This is a genomic window from Kribbella voronezhensis (assembly GCF_004365175.1).
Taxonomy (GTDB): Bacteria; Actinomycetota; Actinomycetes; order Propionibacteriales; family Kribbellaceae; genus Kribbella; species Kribbella voronezhensis.
In genome coordinates, this window is record NZ_SOCE01000002.1 from 701,269 (window position 1) to 716,988 (window position 15,720).

The 15,720-nt window shown below is 68.9% G+C and carries 14 protein-coding genes; 7 read left to right on the forward strand and 7 right to left on the reverse strand.

What is annotated here, in order from left to right; genetic code table 11:
- Positions 1-14: 14 nt before the first annotated feature.
- Positions 15-2,675 carry a P-loop NTPase fold protein gene (locus EV138_RS30585; protein WP_133983197.1) on the reverse strand — a complete coding sequence of 887 codons (2,661 nt, stop codon included), beginning with the start codon at positions 2,673-2,675 and terminating at the stop codon, positions 15-17.
- 144 nt (positions 2,676-2,819) lie between these two features.
- On the opposite strand from EV138_RS30585, the gene EV138_RS30590 reads away from it, so the two are divergent.
- The 6 genes from EV138_RS30590 (at position 2,820) to EV138_RS30615 (ending at position 8,402) form a co-directional block, all read left to right on the forward strand.
- The gene (locus EV138_RS30590) at positions 2,820-3,701 is read left to right on the forward strand and encodes an AurF N-oxygenase family protein (RefSeq protein ID WP_238158515.1); all 882 of its coding nucleotides are present in this window, start codon (positions 2,820-2,822) and stop codon (positions 3,699-3,701) included.
- 6 nt (positions 3,702-3,707) lie between these two features.
- The gene (locus EV138_RS30595) at positions 3,708-5,048 is read left to right on the forward strand and encodes an FAD-dependent oxidoreductase (RefSeq protein WP_133983201.1); all 1,341 of its coding nucleotides are present in this window, start codon (positions 3,708-3,710) and stop codon (positions 5,046-5,048) included.
- Between the two features lie 35 nt (positions 5,049-5,083).
- A complete protein-coding gene (locus EV138_RS30600; RefSeq protein WP_133983203.1) occupies positions 5,084-5,908 on the forward strand; it encodes a M55 family metallopeptidase in 825 nt (274 codons plus the stop codon).
- Between the two features lie 33 nt (positions 5,909-5,941).
- Complete coding sequence (locus tag EV138_RS30605; RefSeq protein ID WP_133983205.1) at positions 5,942-6,619, forward strand: GAF and ANTAR domain-containing protein; 678 nt, start codon at positions 5,942-5,944, stop codon at positions 6,617-6,619.
- A 220-nt stretch (positions 6,620-6,839) separates the two neighbouring features.
- A complete protein-coding gene (locus EV138_RS30610; protein ID WP_238158516.1) occupies positions 6,840-7,685 on the forward strand; it encodes a SigB/SigF/SigG family RNA polymerase sigma factor in 846 nt (281 codons plus the stop codon).
- A gap of 141 nt (positions 7,686-7,826) precedes the next feature.
- Entirely contained in the window at positions 7,827-8,402 is a 576-nt protein-coding gene (locus EV138_RS30615) for an HAD family hydrolase (protein WP_133983207.1), read from the forward strand.
- On the opposite strand, the gene EV138_RS30620 is transcribed toward EV138_RS30615, so the two are convergent.
- From EV138_RS30620 to EV138_RS37500, 6 genes are all read right to left on the reverse strand, one after another.
- A complete protein-coding gene (locus EV138_RS30620) occupies positions 8,399-9,754 on the reverse strand; it encodes an ATP-grasp domain-containing protein (protein WP_133983209.1) in 1,356 nt (451 codons plus the stop codon). The genes EV138_RS30615 and EV138_RS30620 overlap by 4 nt on opposite strands.
- On the reverse strand, positions 9,751-10,956 hold the full coding sequence (locus EV138_RS30625) for an MFS transporter (protein ID WP_133983211.1): 1,206 nt from the start codon (positions 10,954-10,956) through the stop codon (positions 9,751-9,753). Before EV138_RS30625 ends, EV138_RS30620 begins: the two co-directional genes overlap by 4 nt.
- The gene (locus EV138_RS30630) at positions 10,953-12,956 is read right to left on the reverse strand and encodes a PEP/pyruvate-binding domain-containing protein (protein WP_133983213.1); all 2,004 of its coding nucleotides are present in this window, start codon (positions 12,954-12,956) and stop codon (positions 10,953-10,955) included. The genes EV138_RS30625 and EV138_RS30630 overlap by 4 nt, the downstream gene beginning before the upstream one ends.
- 100 nt (positions 12,957-13,056) lie before the next feature.
- Entirely contained in the window at positions 13,057-14,031 is a 975-nt protein-coding gene (locus tag EV138_RS30635) for a threonine ammonia-lyase (protein WP_166678809.1), read from the reverse strand.
- 79 nt (positions 14,032-14,110) lie between these two features.
- Positions 14,111-14,269 carry a hypothetical protein gene (locus EV138_RS37495; RefSeq protein ID WP_166678810.1) on the reverse strand — a complete coding sequence of 53 codons (159 nt, stop codon included), beginning with the start codon at positions 14,267-14,269 and terminating at the stop codon, positions 14,111-14,113.
- A gap of 116 nt (positions 14,270-14,385) precedes the next feature.
- Positions 14,386-14,580: a hypothetical protein gene (locus EV138_RS37500; RefSeq protein ID WP_166678766.1), complete on the reverse strand. Its 195-nt coding sequence runs from the start codon at positions 14,578-14,580 to the stop codon at positions 14,386-14,388.
- Positions 14,581-14,710: 130 nt separating this feature from the next.
- On the opposite strand from EV138_RS37500, the gene EV138_RS30640 reads away from it, so the two are divergent.
- On the forward strand, positions 14,711-15,694 hold the full coding sequence (locus EV138_RS30640; RefSeq protein WP_202867009.1) for an alpha/beta fold hydrolase: 984 nt from the start codon (positions 14,711-14,713) through the stop codon (positions 15,692-15,694).
- Positions 15,695-15,720: the final 26 nt, after the last annotated feature.

Below are 15,720 nucleotides of genomic sequence, written 5' to 3' on the forward strand. Positions count from 1 at the left end.
GCCTCCCCAGGTCGTCAGCGAGGCTCGGTCAGATCCCACGTCTCGAAGCTGAATCGCGTGACCGTACCCGCCCAGCGGCGATAAGTCGCCAGATTATCGTGAACAGGGTCACCCGCGCGCAGGACCGATCGCAGGCGTGTCCAGACACCGCCGGGCGCCGAGGTCCGCTCGAGTTCCTCGAAGAGGTCGGTGACCGTTCCCCGCTGGGCCGATTCGCGCAGGGCCGTCGTCAGGGTGCGGCAGTCCTCCGGCGCGGAGACGAGGATCGCAAGCAGGACAAGGACTGCTTGGTAGGGACCTGTTGCGTCGGCCCCGATGAAGTCGTCCAGGTCCTTCTCGGCGACAGCCGATCGCACCAGGCGGTAGAGGTTCACGAACCGCTTCAGGGCTCGGGGTGTTTCCAGCAACGGGCGAAGGCGCTGGACGAACTGCAGTTCCTCCTCGCGAAGCCGCAACTGGTGCGGTTGGGGGTTGGCTGCCTGTCGAGCCGGGCGGGCCGAAACCTGCGGTTTGCCGGTTGCCGTCGTACCGGCGGACGCGGGGGCACCGGGCTTCGGCGTACCGGGTCCGGGGGTGCGTCCGGGTACCGCTGTGAGGTCGGTCGGCACCAGGGCGGCGACGAACCGGTCGGCCTCGCTGCCCATCGGGCGGAGGGCGAAGACGACCTGGAAGATCTTGTCGAGATAGTCGAGTGGCGAGGTTCCCGTGCTGTCCGGGCCACCGAACAGCTCGGTGTGGTACTGCTCGAGGCAACGCCGTAGCCACCGCGGGTCCACGGCGACCACCACGACGAAGAGCGGCAGCGCCAGCAGCAGGTGTACGGCGGCGAGCACGTCGACGACCTTGCGCGGTGAGCAACGGTCGAGGTCGTCGATGTAGAGGATCACCCGTTCGAGCGGCGGCGCACCCGACGATCCGGCCCGGCTCCATTCGCCGAACGCCTGCTGCGCGCTGTCACTCAGCCGGCGCAGGTCGGCATGCACATGACCAAGCACCCCGCGGTACTGGTCGTACCCGCCGGCGCGGGCGTCCTCGATCGCGAGCGCGAGCCGTTCGGCGGCGTCCAGGTTCGCGAGCCGCATCCGGGTGGCCCGCACCGACTGGTCGAGTTGAACGGTTCGTCGCCCGGCCAGTCCGCGCACCGCGCGCCACGCCGCGATCAGCCGGTCCACGATCGGGGAGGCGGACACCGCCGTGAGAGCGCCGAGGGTCCACGCCAGAAGGTTGTTGCCGGAGCTCCGCCAGGTCAGCCAGGTCACCACGCCGAGCAGTACGGCGGTGGTGCCCGCGAGCGCGATCCGCCGGCGCCAGGGCTTGAGGCTCGCCGACCACAACCGAAGACGTGCCCTCGTACGCCGGACGGCCGGCGTCTTCGGATCGGCCAGCGCCTCCAGATCACGCAACTTGTGCCGTACGGCGTCGCGCTCGGCGCGGACCTCGTCGACGTTCGCCGGGGACGGATCGGCGAGACCGGCGAAGAGGTGCTCGACCAGGCCCACCCACAGTTGGTCGTCGTTGTAGTGCCAGGCATCGAATCGCACTTGGCGGACCGCGGTGGTGAAGACACTGCGAGCCGGGTTCTGCCGCCCCTGCTCGGTCAGCCGGGCGACGCTGTCCTGGAGCTGGCGCAGGAAGCTCGATTTGCCCGAACCCCAGCGGCCGAGCAGCGCGATCGCCAGCGGGGGATCGGTTTCGCGATCCGTGATGAGCGCGGCCAGGCTGTCGACGTCCTCGGCGAAGTCGAGCAGGTCCAGCGCGCTCTCCTGGTCGCTGGTCAGCCCGGCCTGTGGTCTGGGCGTCCGGCCGGGGGACACTTCCGCACCGGTGGTCAGGTCCCAGATCCGGATCGCGCCGTTCTCGGCGCCGCTGACGAGCTGGCGGCAGTCCGGCGTGACCGCGAGGGACCGGATCGGGCTGTCGTCTGCCTGCATCGCGATCGGCTCGGTCGGCGCGTCCGGGTCCCACGCCCAGAGGCCGCCACCGAAGCCGCCGGCGATCACCTGCCGGTCGTCCGGGGTGACGGCGACGGTGACCGCGTCCTCGCAGCCGGTCAGGCGGACCGGACGGCTCGCCGGCCGGCGGTTCCAGTACTGCACGCGGCCGTGGGTGACGTAGACGATGCGCTCGCCTTCGGCTGATGCCGCCATCGCGACATCGCTGCGGGTGCGGCCGTCCAGTCTGCCCAGCTCGTTCCCGCTCCGGTCGGTGATCCGCACGAGCGGCTCGATGCCGGCCGTGATCAGCTGGCCGTTCGTGGTGACGGCGAGCTTGTCGATCCGCTCGTGCTCACTCGGCCAGCCACTGCTGTCGGCGGGCTGCACCACGTTGCCGGCGATGTCGATCGCGGCGATCGCGTCGCCGCGGGCCGAGATCGCGATGTCGGCGACGGCGGTGGCGTGCGGAGTAGTCGTGGTGACGTTACCGGCGACGTCCCAGTCGACGGTGACACTGCGGCCGCACGAGATGACCCGCTCGTTCTCGGTCACCGCGAGCGCGAGGACCCGGTCGTTGTGCACGCGATGCTCGTCGTGCTCGGCCAGCAGCAGGCCGGTGCGCAGATCCCAGAGCCGGATCTTCGCGTCGTCGCCTCCGGTCACGATCCTGCTGCCGTCGGGAAACACGGCGATCGCCCGCACCGCACCCTGATGCCCGGCGAACGGTTTCGGAGTCGACATGGCTGCCGACCCTAGCGTGCCCGGCCCGGCCGCGCCGCCTGCTGACAACTTCCTGTCACCACCGGATCACAGCGCCGCTCCATCGTTCAGCCTCTATGTTACATTGATAATGTCTTGTTGCCCGATGGTAGGGAGCTGAGAGCTGTGACCGACCAGATCGTGGCGCAAGGGGCCGCGCGACTGCTCTCGTCGGCGGCGCGGCTGTCGCGGGACCCGGCGACGGAGATCGACTGGGATGCCGAGCCGGCGGATCTGTACGGGCTGTCGCCCGAGTGGAGCACCTTGTACGGAACGGCGTACTGGGCGGAGCTTTCTGAGGACCAGCGCCGTGAGCTGACCCGGCACGAGGCGGCGTCGGTCGCCAGCACCGGGATCTGGTTCGAGCTGATCCTCCAGCAGTTGATCCTTCGCGACGTGTACTCCGCGGATCCGGCCGGCAGTGAGTTCCAGTGGGCCCTGACGGAGGTGGCCGACGAGTGCCGGCACTCCATCATGTTCGCCCGGGCGACCGGCAAACTCGGGACACCGATCTACCGGCCGTCGCCGCTCACCCGCGAACTCGGGCGGCTGTTCAAGACCTTGGCCGGCGGCGAGTCGGCGTACGCGGCCATTCTGGTGGCCGAGGAGGTCCTCGATGTCATGCAGCGGGACTGGATGCGCGATCCGCGGGTCGTCCCGCTGATCCGCCAGGTGAACAACATCCACGTCGTCGAGGAGTCCCGGCACATGATGTTCGCCCGGGACGAGACCAGGCAGGCGCTGGCCGGTGCCGGCCGGGCGCGCCGCTGGACGAGCGCGCTGGTGATCTCCATCGCCGCGTCGGTGATCGTCAACGCCATGGTCAATCCGGCGGTCTACGCGAACGCGGGGCTGAACAGTGCAAGGGCTCTTCGTGAAGCGGCCGGCAACGAGCACCATCGAGCACTGCTGCGATCGAGTTGCGCCGGCCTGATGGAGTTTCTCGGCTCGACCGGTCTGCTGACCGGGCCCGCGGTGCGCGTCTACCGGCGCGTCGGACTGATCTGAGCTCCGATGGTTTACGTCGTCGGCGCTGGCTGCTGCAGCGACGCCAGTTGCGTCGCGGTCTGTCCCGTGAACTGCATCCATCCCGCGCCCGGCGAACCCGACTTCGGCCGCACCGAGGGCGTCTACATCGACCCGCAGGTCTGCATCGACTGCGGCGCCTGCGCCGAGGCCTGTCCGGTCGACGCGATCGCGCCACTGGATCAGTTGGCCGCTGACGACCACCGGATCGCGGCGAACGCGAACTTCTACGCCGATCGTCCGGACCGCCGCAGCAACGGCGGCCTCGAGTCCTGGGGGCCACCTTCCTTCGACACCTGGGGCGCCGCCGCGTTGCCGTTGCGGGTGGCGATCGTCGGTGCCGGGCCGGCCGGTGTCTACGCGGCCCGCGAGCTGCTGTTACGCAGTACGGCCCGAATCACCTTGCTGGACAGGCTTCCCCATGTCGGTGGGCTGGCCCGCTACGGGGTTGCGCCGGATCATCCGGACACCCGCAAGATCGTCGGAGTCCTCGAACGGGTCGCGCACCATCCGCGGATCCGGTTGCGGCTGGGGGTCGAGTTCGGGCCCGATGTCGACCATGCCTCGCTGGCGGCGAGTCACGACGCTGTCCTGTATGCGCTCGGCGCGGCCCAGAGCCGCCTGCCCGGCATCCCGGGGGAGCGCGGCGAAGGCAGCTGCACAGCCGCCGATTTCGTTGCCTGGTACAACGGTCATCCGCTCGCCGGTGACTGTCCGGTCGTACTGCGCGGTCCCCGGGCCGTCGTCATCGGGAACGGCAACGTCGCGATCGACATCGCCCGGCTGTTGCTGAGCGACCCGAATCGGCTGGCCACTGCGGAGCTGAGCCCGACAGTACGCCGTACGCTGGCTGACAGTGGGATCCGCGAGGTCGTGCTGCTCGGACGACGCGGGCCTGAGCACGCGGCGTACTCCGAAGCGGCCTTCCGGGAGATCGTGGCACTGCCCGGAATCACCACTGTACTGGACGATTCCGTCGATCTGGCGGCGGATCCGTTGCCAGGGCGCCGGCTCGTTCTGCGGTTCGCGACCGAACCGCAGCGGTGGCAGGACGGCGTACTCGATGTCAAAGGCAACCATCAGGCGATCCGGGCCGGCACGTTGATCAGCGCGATCGGCTTCCGGTCCGCGCCTGTCCCGGGCCTCCCGTACGACGACGCGCGCGGTCTGGTGCCACAGGTCGACGGGCGGGTTGTCGGCATGCGGAGCACCTACCTCACCGGCTGGAGCAGACGCGGCTCGTCCGGAGGGCTTGGCCACAACCGGCTTTGTGCGGAAGAGACGGTCACCGCCCTGCTCTCCGACGCGTCGTCACAGTCCGCGCGGTAGCCTCCACCTCGGGGCAGACGCAGCTGGAGGTGGTCGTGAAGGTCTTTCTGTCGACTGACATGGAGGGGACGGCCGGCGTCGTCGACTGGGGGCAGTGCCGTGGGCCCGGGCCGGAGTACGAGTACTACCGAGGCCAGCTGCAGGCCGAGGTCAACGCTGCGATCGACGGTGCGCTCGCGGCCGGGGCGATCGAGTTCCTGGTCAACGACTCGCACTCGACGATGCAGAACCTCCGGCCGGACGAACTGCACGGGCGCGCGAGTTACCTCTCGGGCCGGCACAAACCGCTGTACATGATGGAGGGCCTCGACGACTCCTTCGACGCGGTGCTGTTCGTTTCGTACCACGGCTCGGCGGACTCGACGTCTTCGGTGCTGCACCACACCTACAACCCGCGGGCGATCGCCGAGGTCCGCCTCAACGGCGCGGTCACCGGGGAGGCCGGGATCAACGCGCTGGTCGCGCTTGCCCACGGCGTACCGGTGGTGCTCATCTCCGGCGATCAGGTGACCATCGACGAGACGCTGCCGTTCTGCCCGGGGATCGAGGCCGTGGTCGTGAAGGAGTCGGTCTCGCACAATGCCGCCCTGTCCGTGCATCCGGAGACGGCGCGGGAGCTGATCAGGGACGGTGCGCAGCGGGCGCTGGAGCGGCTGAGCTCGTTCGGACCTCCGAGCATCACTGTGCCTGCCGAGCTGACCGTCCGGTTCCACAACCGCGCGTTCGCGGAGCTGAGCTGCGCGCTCCGAGGCGTCGAACGCGCGGACGAGAAGGTCGTCGTCATCCGCGGTGACGATCCGCTCACTCTCTACCGCACCTTCATCGCCGCCGTGCTGCTCAGCCGGGGCGTCAGCGATTGATTCACTGCTCAGCCTGCGGGGTACACAAGTCAAATGGAGTCTGAAACTGTTGTGGAGACGGCGCGGCGGCTGGCGTCGGCGCTGAAACCCGGGGACCTGGACCACACGCTCGCCCAGATCACCGCGGCGGCCGTCGAAGTGCTGCCCGAAGTCGAGGCGTGCAGCATCACGATCCTGCATGCCGACGGAAGCCTGGAGACGGCAGCGCCGACCGACGAGAAACTCTGGGTGCTGGACCGGGCGCAGTACGCGTTCCGCGAGGGGCCCTGCTACGCCGCCGCGGTCGACTCCGTGCACATCACCTGCCCGCACATCGAGACCGACGAGCGCTTCCCGCGCTATGCGCAGGTGGCGCGGGAGGCCGGCGTACGGGCACAGGCCGGGCTCCGGCTGTACGACGGGCCGGCGTCGCGTGGCGCGCTCAACCTGTACTCCGAGACGCCGGGTGCGTTCGCCGATCTGGAACTGCTCGGCCCGCTGTTCGCCCACCAGTCGGCGGTGGCGATCAACTACGCCCACGAGATCCGCGAGCTCAAGGAGGCGGTGCGGACCCGGGGAGCGATCGGTCAGGCGGTCGGGGTGGTGATGGAGCGGTACAAGCTCAACGACCAGCGCGCGTTCGCCTTCCTCACCCGGCTTTCGCAGCACCGCAACATCAAGCTGCGACGGATCGCGGAGGAGATCGTTGCCGACGTCACGAGCAATCGATAGCGGCGCAAGGGGTTGAGCACCGACCGTGAGGGGCACCGAGGGGTCAAGTGACCATCGAGCCCGCGGGCACGGCTGTCACCTAGGCCGCACGCGTTGAGGACATCAGCGCGTGCGGCCGAGCACCCACCGGTTTCCTTCGCCGCGAAGCGCATGGAACGTCGCGGAACGGGATACCGGTGCGGGGAAGGGATCTGACCGCGGTCCAGAAGGTGGCCGCGCGGTGACTCACCGTCGCGAGGTCATGATGGCCACCAGTACCAGCCAGTCAGAGCCGGCACGCTGTTCGTCGGCCCGGGAACGAACCGAGCGGGAAGCTGCCACCAGCAGGCTTTTCGAGCAGCGGGAACGAACCACCGACGAGACCGAACGCCAGGCGCTGCTGGAACAGATCGTCGAACTCAACCTCGAGATCGCCAAGGCGATCGCGCACCGCTTCGACGGCCGGGGCGCGGAGAGCGAGGATCTCGTCCAGGTCGCGTGTGTCGGCCTGATGAAGGCCGCGCGCCAGTACCGGTTGTCCGCGGATACCCCCTTCATCGGGTACGCCGTACCGACCATCCGGGGTGAAGTGAAGCGCTACTTTCGCGACTGCGCCTGGACGGTCCGGATCCCGCGCCGGCTCCAGGAGTTGCAGGGAGCCCTGATCGTCAAGACGCCGATGCTGCAGCAGGAGCTGAACCGCGAACCCACCGTCGCCGACCTCGCCGAGTACCTCGGCGTGGAGGCCGAGGAGATCGACCAGGCGCGGGCGGCCCGCGGCTGCTTCAACACCCTGTCGCTGGACCGGGCCCTGCCGAACGACGACCGCCTGAAACTGGGCGACGTCATCCCCGACGACCCGGACCAGGCCGTCGACCAACTGGAAGCCGTCGACATGCTCCGCCCCGTCCTGGCCGAGCTCAGCCAGCGCGACCGCCAGATCCTCCACCTCCGCTTCGTCGAAGGCTGGACCCAAACCGAGATCGGCCGAGAAATCGGCATCAGCCAAATGCAGGTCTCCCGAGTCCTCCGCCAAATCCTCCAAACCCTCCGCGCCAAACTAACCCCCCTCCCCAACGCCGCCTGACCACACCCGCACCGCCCGGTCTCAGCCGGGCGGTGCGGTATGCGCAGCTACCACGCGAAACGCGGGGTGGTGGTGCGGTGGGGGGTGGGATGCGCTGGGATCGGGGGGTGCGGGACGTTCGGGCCCGTCGGTGGAGGCATCGTGAGGGGCATTGGTCGGCTGGTTGTGGTGCTGTGTGCGGTGGGTGGGTTGCTGGTGCCCGCGGGGCAAGCGGCTGCGGCGTCGGGTGGGGAGCACCGGCCGAAGTGTTCGGTGGTGTGGTTCGATCTGGGGAACACCTTGGTGGATACGTCCGTGCCGAAGCAGATGACGTATCTGCGGGGAGCGTTGGAGCATCTGCGGTTGCTTCGGGCTGTCGGGGTGCCGGTCGGGTTGATCACGAACGTGCCGCCGGAGTGGGGTGCTACCGACGCCGAGCGGGCCGCGGCGACCAAGGCGTACATCGACGCGGCCTGGGCCGAGGCGGAGCCCTTCCCGTGGAGTTGGTTCGGCGACCGGGTGCTGACGCCACGCAGTACGGCGGAGGCCAAGCCGGCGCCCGCCCTCTTCGAGCGGGGGAAAGCGATGGCGGGTGCGTGCCGTTCCTTCTACGAAGGCGAGACCCCGGCGGAGATCGCCGCGGCCGAGCAGTCGGGGATGACCGGTTATCTGGTCAGCCGGCCCGACCGCCCGGCGTACCTGCCCGTATGGCGGGTGTTGGTGCCGTTCGACGTCTAAGCGGTCGCGGCGAGGGCGCCTTCCAGGCCGTCGAGGATGGAACGGCAGTCGCGCAGCAGCGTCGGGGCGTCGTCAGCGGTCAGCAGGAAGACGCCCAGCCAGTTCCGGGAACCACCGGACGGGTCGAACTCGGGCACGCGCGTGCCCGCCGGGAGCATGAAAGCGGGCACGGGTTCGACGGTGCTGCCGGGGGAGAGCAGGCTCGACCAGTCGACCTGCTCGGGGTGCCAAAGCGGCTGGGTCTTCCACGGATTGCCGTCGGCATCGGCCGGTACGACGGCGACCGACGCGGCCGCCCGGCCGCCCTCCACCAGCATCGCCGGCGGGTAGTCAACGGGTTCGCCGAGTTGTTCGCGGATCAGCATGCCGATCGGGTCCAGGCCGAAGACGACCTCGACCTGCCTGGTGGTCAGCAGACCGCCGAAGCGCGCGCCGACCTCGATCACCACCAGTTCGCCGTCGGCGCGCAGTTTGAGCTCCGTGTGGGTGCCGCAGGTGTCCAGGCCGAGCGCGTCGACCGCCCGCCGGGAGACCTCCTCGATTCGGCGCTGCAGTTCCTCCGGCAGCACGCAAGGCGATGTACTGGCGACCTCGATGTACGGCGGCACCGTCGGCAGCTTGGCGGTGATCGCCAGCGGGTGGTACTTGCCCTTGGCAACGATGCCCTCGACGCTGAGATAGTCGCCGTACCCGGGCTCGGCGTACCAGCCCTCGGTGGTGCCGTCCATGATCTCTTCGACCAGCCGGTCGGCATCCGTGTTCTGCTCGTACAACTCGTTCATCCCGACCTGGCCGCCACGCTCCAGCGCCTGCTCGATCTCGGCCCAGGCATCGGCGACCTGGTCCTGCGAGGTCAGTACCAGTTGAGCGACCGAACCAGCACCCCAGGCCGGCTTCAGCAGCAGCGGCGGCGTCAAGGCGGACAGAGCCGCCCGCAGATCGGCAGCGGAGTCCACCCGCCGGAAACGGGGGATCGGCACACCCGCGGCCTGCCAGGCCTGCCGCATCAGCCGCTTGTCCCGCGCCACCCGGATGCCCGGGCCGGCGCCCGCCAGGCCAAGCCGATCAGCAGCGTTGGCCACAGCCAGTACGGCGAACTCCGACAGCGTGAACAGCGCGTCCGCGCCGACCTCGCGGGCATGCTCGACGATCGCCTCGACCACCGGCTCGCCGGGCGTCAGACCACCCGGGTGCACGGTGATGTTCGTACAGCAGGGCTCCCAGATCTCCTTGCCTGCTTCGGGAAGCGGCGACAGCGCGAGCACGTGCAGCTCACCGCAAGCCGCGATGCGCGGGAAGGCGGTCTCGAGCGGAGCGCCGCCCTTGACGTAGACGTACAGGATCTTCTTCACGCGACGTTCTCCTTGGTGGCCGCGCGTTCGCGGCTTCGATTGATCAGGACGGCGAGGGCGACCATCGCCACCGCGACGGCCACGGCCAGCAGGACCAGGAACTCCGGCATCGCGCCCCGGGCCAGGAAGCCGCCCATCACGAACACCACGAGCGCGCAGACAGCCCGGTCGGCGAGCGACTCGACGGACAGCAGTGTCGCCCGGCGGGCAGGCTCGGTGATCGCCTGGTTGACCAGCTTGCGCTGGACCGGGAACGCGAGCCCGGAGGCGAGCGAGAACACGGCAAGGCAGACCATCGTTCCGGCCAACCCCAATGGGATGACGGAGGCCAGCGCGACGGCCATCAACACGGTCAGCACCAGCACCACCCGGACCTGCCCGAAGCGCGCCAGTACGGCGGATCGCGCGGCACCGGCAACCTCGAAGACGGTCGTCGCGGCCATCAGTACGCCGAACCAGTGCAGCGGCAGGTGCTTCGACTCCAGGATCGGCTGGAACAGGTTGGCCTGCCCGATGCGGACCAGCGTGAACACCGCGATGCCCTGCGCCATCAGCAACATCAGCCGCTTCGACGAGGCCAGCGACCGCAAGGCACCCACGAGCGCAGGCAGGACGGGCTCGACCTTGTGCGACTGGATCCCAGGCAGAGCTGGGAATCCCAGCGCGATCACAGCCGCGATCGCGCACGTCACCGCCGACAGCACGTACGCCGACGGGCCCCACCAGGCCGTCAGGAATCCAGCCGCCGGCAGGCACGCGATGCGTCCGATCAAGGTCCACGCCCGCGCCGACCCCTCGGCACCCTGGTACGACGTTTCGTTGCCGGTCCGCTGCAGATACTCGTACAGGTAGGCGCTGCCCGCACCCGAGAACAGCGAGTGTGCCAACGCGATCAGCAGGAACTGGGCCAGGAAGCCCACGAAGGTCGGCTGCCAGACAGGGATCAGGTTGGCCACGACGAGGATGACCGCGCCGCCCTGCAGGCAACGGCGGTAGTCGAACCGGTCGGCGATCATCCCGGTCGGGATGTCGAGCAGGCAGAACGCCAGGTAGAAGATGCTCTGGATGGAGAAGATCTCCCGGTCCGACAACCCCGCGGATCGCTGGAACACGTAGAAGACCGGCAACCACCACAGCAGCCCGGCGAACAACTGGAAGGCGTTGTAGCGGCGGATGACCCGCTTCGCGTCGGTTCCCGTCATGCGGCGAGCTGGTACGGACGGCACTGCAGCAGCACGATCCGGTCACCGTCGACCAGCCACTCGACGTCCACCGGAGCGTCGACAGGTCCGTCGGCACCGGCGAAATGGGCCTGCAGCAACCGTCCGATCAGGGCCAGCTTGCCGAGGGTCGCCTTCGCCTGGTCGTCCACATCGCGCGCCTCGGCTCCCAGCGCCACTGTGCGACTGCCGCCCTCCATCGTGTTGTAGAGGTGCTGCAGCGGGTCCCGCGCACCGGACACGACGTCCTCGACCGAGTTATGGGCGAGGTTCAGCAGTACGGAACGGAAGTCGGCCCGGTCGAGCGGGTTCGTGGTGACCATGACGCCACCGAGTGCTCCGTCGAGTTGCTGCTGGATGACGACACCCATGAAGCACTCGGCCAGCCCGATCCCGGCCTCGTCGCGCAGCAGGACGCCGCGCGTAGTGACGAGCGAGGCCCAGACCCGCTGGATCGCGTCGATCACGTCCTCGATCGACTCCACCTCGGGCACCGACTCATAGATCCCGGCGGCGGAGAAGCCGATCAGGTCCTCGGCGTTCGAGGAACTCCGTGCGACGACTCGGCCGGCACCGGTGAGATGCCGCAGTACGGCGTCCTCGATCAGCGTGCGCAGGTCGTCGGGCAGCGGGGTGTCGCGGATGAGGCCGCCCAGTTCGGCGCAGAGCGAATCGATCTCACCGCCGAGCGCGAGTGCCATCTTCAGCTTGCCGATGGTCTGCTGGATCGCCGGCGACGACTCCAGGAACTGCTGCTGGAGAGCGAACGGCAGCGCGATCCCGCGCGGTACGACGACGTGCTCCTTGACCATCCGGTGCGCCGCGTGCGACAACTCGCCGACGTCGGTTCCGGTCACGTCGAGATGCCGGGCGAGGTACTCGAGCAGATGTGGTCGCGGCGGTCGTGGCGCCTCGTAGAAGCCAAGCCAGTAAGGCGATCCGTCCCGCAGTACGGCGGTCAGCTCGCCGAGGTTCGCCGCCTTCGTGCCGAACCGGTGCGCGTCGGTGGCACGCAACTCCTCCAGCGGGAGAATCTGGGCCGCGGCGAGGTCGGGCTTGCCGATGTCGACCTGAGTGGTGGCCCACGGCGGGCCGGCGTCGATCGCATCCGGTCGCGACACCGGTCGCACCGCCGGCTCCGGAGCGGCCTGGTCGATGGTCAGCTCGACCCAGCTGCCGTCGAGGTCAGCGAAGGCTTCGAGTGCGCCCTGCTGGATCGCGTTCGGAATTCCCCAGCCGGCCGCGAGCACGTTGGTGTGCGAGAGCGGCGTCGTGTGCCGGGCGTTGACGAGTCCGGAGACCCGCGGGATGTCGTCGGGCATCCGCTCCATCACCAGGATGTCGTGCCAGCGCACGGGATCGGTGCTGGACCGGTAGTCGGCCTCGGACTTGAAGAGCCGGAGCCGGCCGATCGTCGTACCGGGGTTGAGCGGCACGTACGGCGCGGTGGAGTAGAGCTCGTGCGCCAGGATGCGGGGCAGGTCGTCGGTCGGTACGGCGGCGAGAAAGCCTTCCTGCAGGTGGTTTGCGGGCTTCAGCAGCACCGGGATCGTGTCGTCGACCAGGGCGCGGACCGTGCGGTAGAACGAGGTCAGCAGGTCGGGGCCCATGGTGTCGACCTCGACGGTTTCCAGCGAGAAGAACCGACCGCCGTACTCCGGGCGGTCGTGCAGCGCGAGGGTGCCGAGCAGGAAGCGACGGTCGTCGGCGCGGTAGACGGAGTCGTTGAACGCGTCCAGGTTGCGGGCCAGTTCGGCGCGGGTCATCCCGAGGATGCGCTCGCCGACGTACTGGACGTGGAGCATCCGGTCGGCGCCGTCGATCAGGTGGACCGTGGAGGTCTGCTGGTCGAGGACGAGCTTGACGTACAGATAGCCGGCGACGGTGGTCGCGAGGCCCGAGAAGTCAGCCAGGGTAAGGCGATCGCCGGGCAGCGAGGGGACGATATCGGTCAGATCTGAGGGCTTGGGGGCGGTAGGCACGAGAGATCACATTAAGGTGAAGACGGCCACTCACGGTAGTTTGAGTCACCGTCTGTGAGCACAATCACCAGGATGTCACGGTATGTCAGCACATCGGACGTCACGACCGGATCCAGCGGGCGAAATCCGTCGGCGTCACATTGCTCCCGCAGAGGATGGTCGCGACTGTCCTGCCGTCGAACCGGCCGCGACCTTCGAGGATCGCGGCGACTCCTAGCGCGGCGGCCGGCTCGACCACCAGACCCGCGTGCAGATAGAGCAGGCGCATCCCTTCGACGATGGCCTCTTCGCTGACGAGGACCGCGTCGTCGGCGACCGAGGACAGATCCTCGAGCACCTCCGGGATCACGTACCGGCCGGCGACTCCGTCGGCGATGGTTGTCGGCCGGCCGACCTCGACGGGCCGTCCGGCGCGCAGAGCCAGCGTCATCGCCGGAGCCTGCTCGGGCTGAACGCAGATGACCTCGGCCGTCTTGCGCAGATTCTTCAGCGCGAAGCCGACACCGGACGCCATCGCGCCGGCGCCGAGCGAGATCAGTACCGCGTCGAGGTCGCCGGGCAGTTCCGAGAGCTCGACACCGATCGTCGCCGCTCCCTCACACGTCCCGATGTCCAAGCTGTCCTGGACCAGGAACGCGCCGGTCCCGGCGGCGTACCGCTCGGCCGTTTCGAGCGCCGCCTCGATCTCCCCGTCCACCAACATCACGTCGGCGCCCAGTGCTCTCATCCGCTCGATCTTCAAGGGGTTGGCCGCTGACGACGCGACGACTGTGACCTTCATGCCACGCCGCCGGGCGCTGAAGGCCAGCGCTTGGCCCAGATTCCCGGCGCTCGCACAGACCACGGCGTCGACTTCGCCCTCTGCTTCCAGCCGGGCGAGTACGGTCTCGGTCCCGCGCCCTTTGAAGCAGCGCACGGGATTGAGCGTCTCCACCTTCACCACCACCCTGCACCCGAGCGCATCGCTCAACGGCCCACACTCGTACTGCGGGGTGTTCACAAACACCGGATCGATCTCACCCCGAGCCGCCAGAACCCGCCCAAGCTCCAACCGCACCCGAACCTCCAGCCTCATCGGATCGACCCAAGAACCACGGTATTGCGCCGAAGGTCCTCCGACCCTCCGGCGGGGGTCGTCGAGCTGGTATCAGGTCTCAGCGGCCGGAGGTGTTGCGGCGGACGAAGCCGATGGCGCTGGTGCCGAGGAACAGGACGATTCCGATGATCGCGAGCCAGACCAGGCCTTTGATGGCGAAGCCGATGATGGTCACGATGAGCCAGAGGACCAGGAGAACGATCAGGAAGACGAGCATGACGCACCTCTCAGATGCTGCGGAATCCAGCGATTTCGGTTGGCCGGCAGACACGAGCAGTTACCAGGCCAGCGTCCACCTTCTGCCGGGCTGTGTCCATGGACGCGGGTCGGCCGTCACGGCTGGACCTTGGTGAGACGGCGTAGAGCGAGGCCGGTGATCGCGGCCGTGGTGATCCAGCGGCGGCAGGAAAGTTCGGGCAGCGCCAGCCGGAGTACGGAGCTCTGGCCGAAGCCGAGCATCGCGCCTTCGGTGCCGCCGGCAACGAGTATGGCCGGCAGTGAGACGCCACCAGTTCTTGCGGAAGGCATCACCGGCCGGCGTCGGCCTCGTCGGCCGTCAGGGCGTGAGGGCTCCCGTCGACAGGACCTTCGGCTCTGCTCATCAGCAGCCGGTCAGGCGAGATTGAGAGCGCCAACCGCCGGTGAGAGAAGGGCAGTCGTGAAGGACAACCCGACCGTTGCCGATTGGGGCGGAGCCAGCCGGTTCGCCGACCTCGACGGGCCGGTGCACTACGTGGACTTCGGCGGCCCACCCGCCGGACCGCGGCTGGTGCTGGTCCACGGGCTCGGCGGCTCGCACCTGAACTGGAGTCTGCTGGCGCCCCGGCTGGCCACGCGAGCACGGGTGCTCGCGGTCGATCTGCTCGGCTTCGGGCTCAGCCATCCGCAGGGCCGGGCGACCACCGTGCAGGCCAACGCCAAGCTGGTGGGTCGTTTCGTCGACGAGGTTGCCGGCAGCCCCGTCATCCTGGTCGGCAACTCGATGGGGGCGCTGGCCTCGATCATGCTCGCCGTACGGCGGCCGGACGCGGTGGCCGGCCTGGTTCTGATCGATCCGGCCCTGCCACTGGCTCGCGGAGTACGGCCGGACGTCGCCGTGGCGGCCGTCTTCGCGCGTTTCGCAGTGCCGTTGGTCGGTCGGTACGCGCTGGCGAAGGGGCGGCGGAAGATGTCGGCGCAGGAGCAGGTACGGCAGTTGCTCGCCCTCTGCTGTGTGGATCCCGCCAAGGTTCCCGGCGAGTTGGTCGAAGCCTCGGTGGGACTGGTGGAGCAACGCGCGAGAGTGCCTGGTCTCGACGCTGCCTTCCTGGCGGCCGCGCGCTCCCTGCTGGTCCTGAACGCGAGACCCGACCGGGCCTGGGCGATGCTCGATGCGGTGCGACAGCCCGTTTTGTTGCTGCACGGAACGAAGGATCGCCTGGTGCCGGTCGGCTCGGCCCGGGTGGCCGCGGCCCGCAACCCGGCCTGGACGGTCGAACTGATCCCCGACGTCGGTCACGTTCCGCAACTCGAAGTACCGGAGCTCACCGCGGACCGGATCGGCGCCTGGCTGGACGGTCCCGGAGCCCCGGCGGCGCGGCGCGCTGGAACGAGTGGAAGATTTGGGCGATCGCCTTACCCTGAAGGGAGTACTCCCGAGTAACGCGTAGTTCGCGTTGCTCGCCGGCC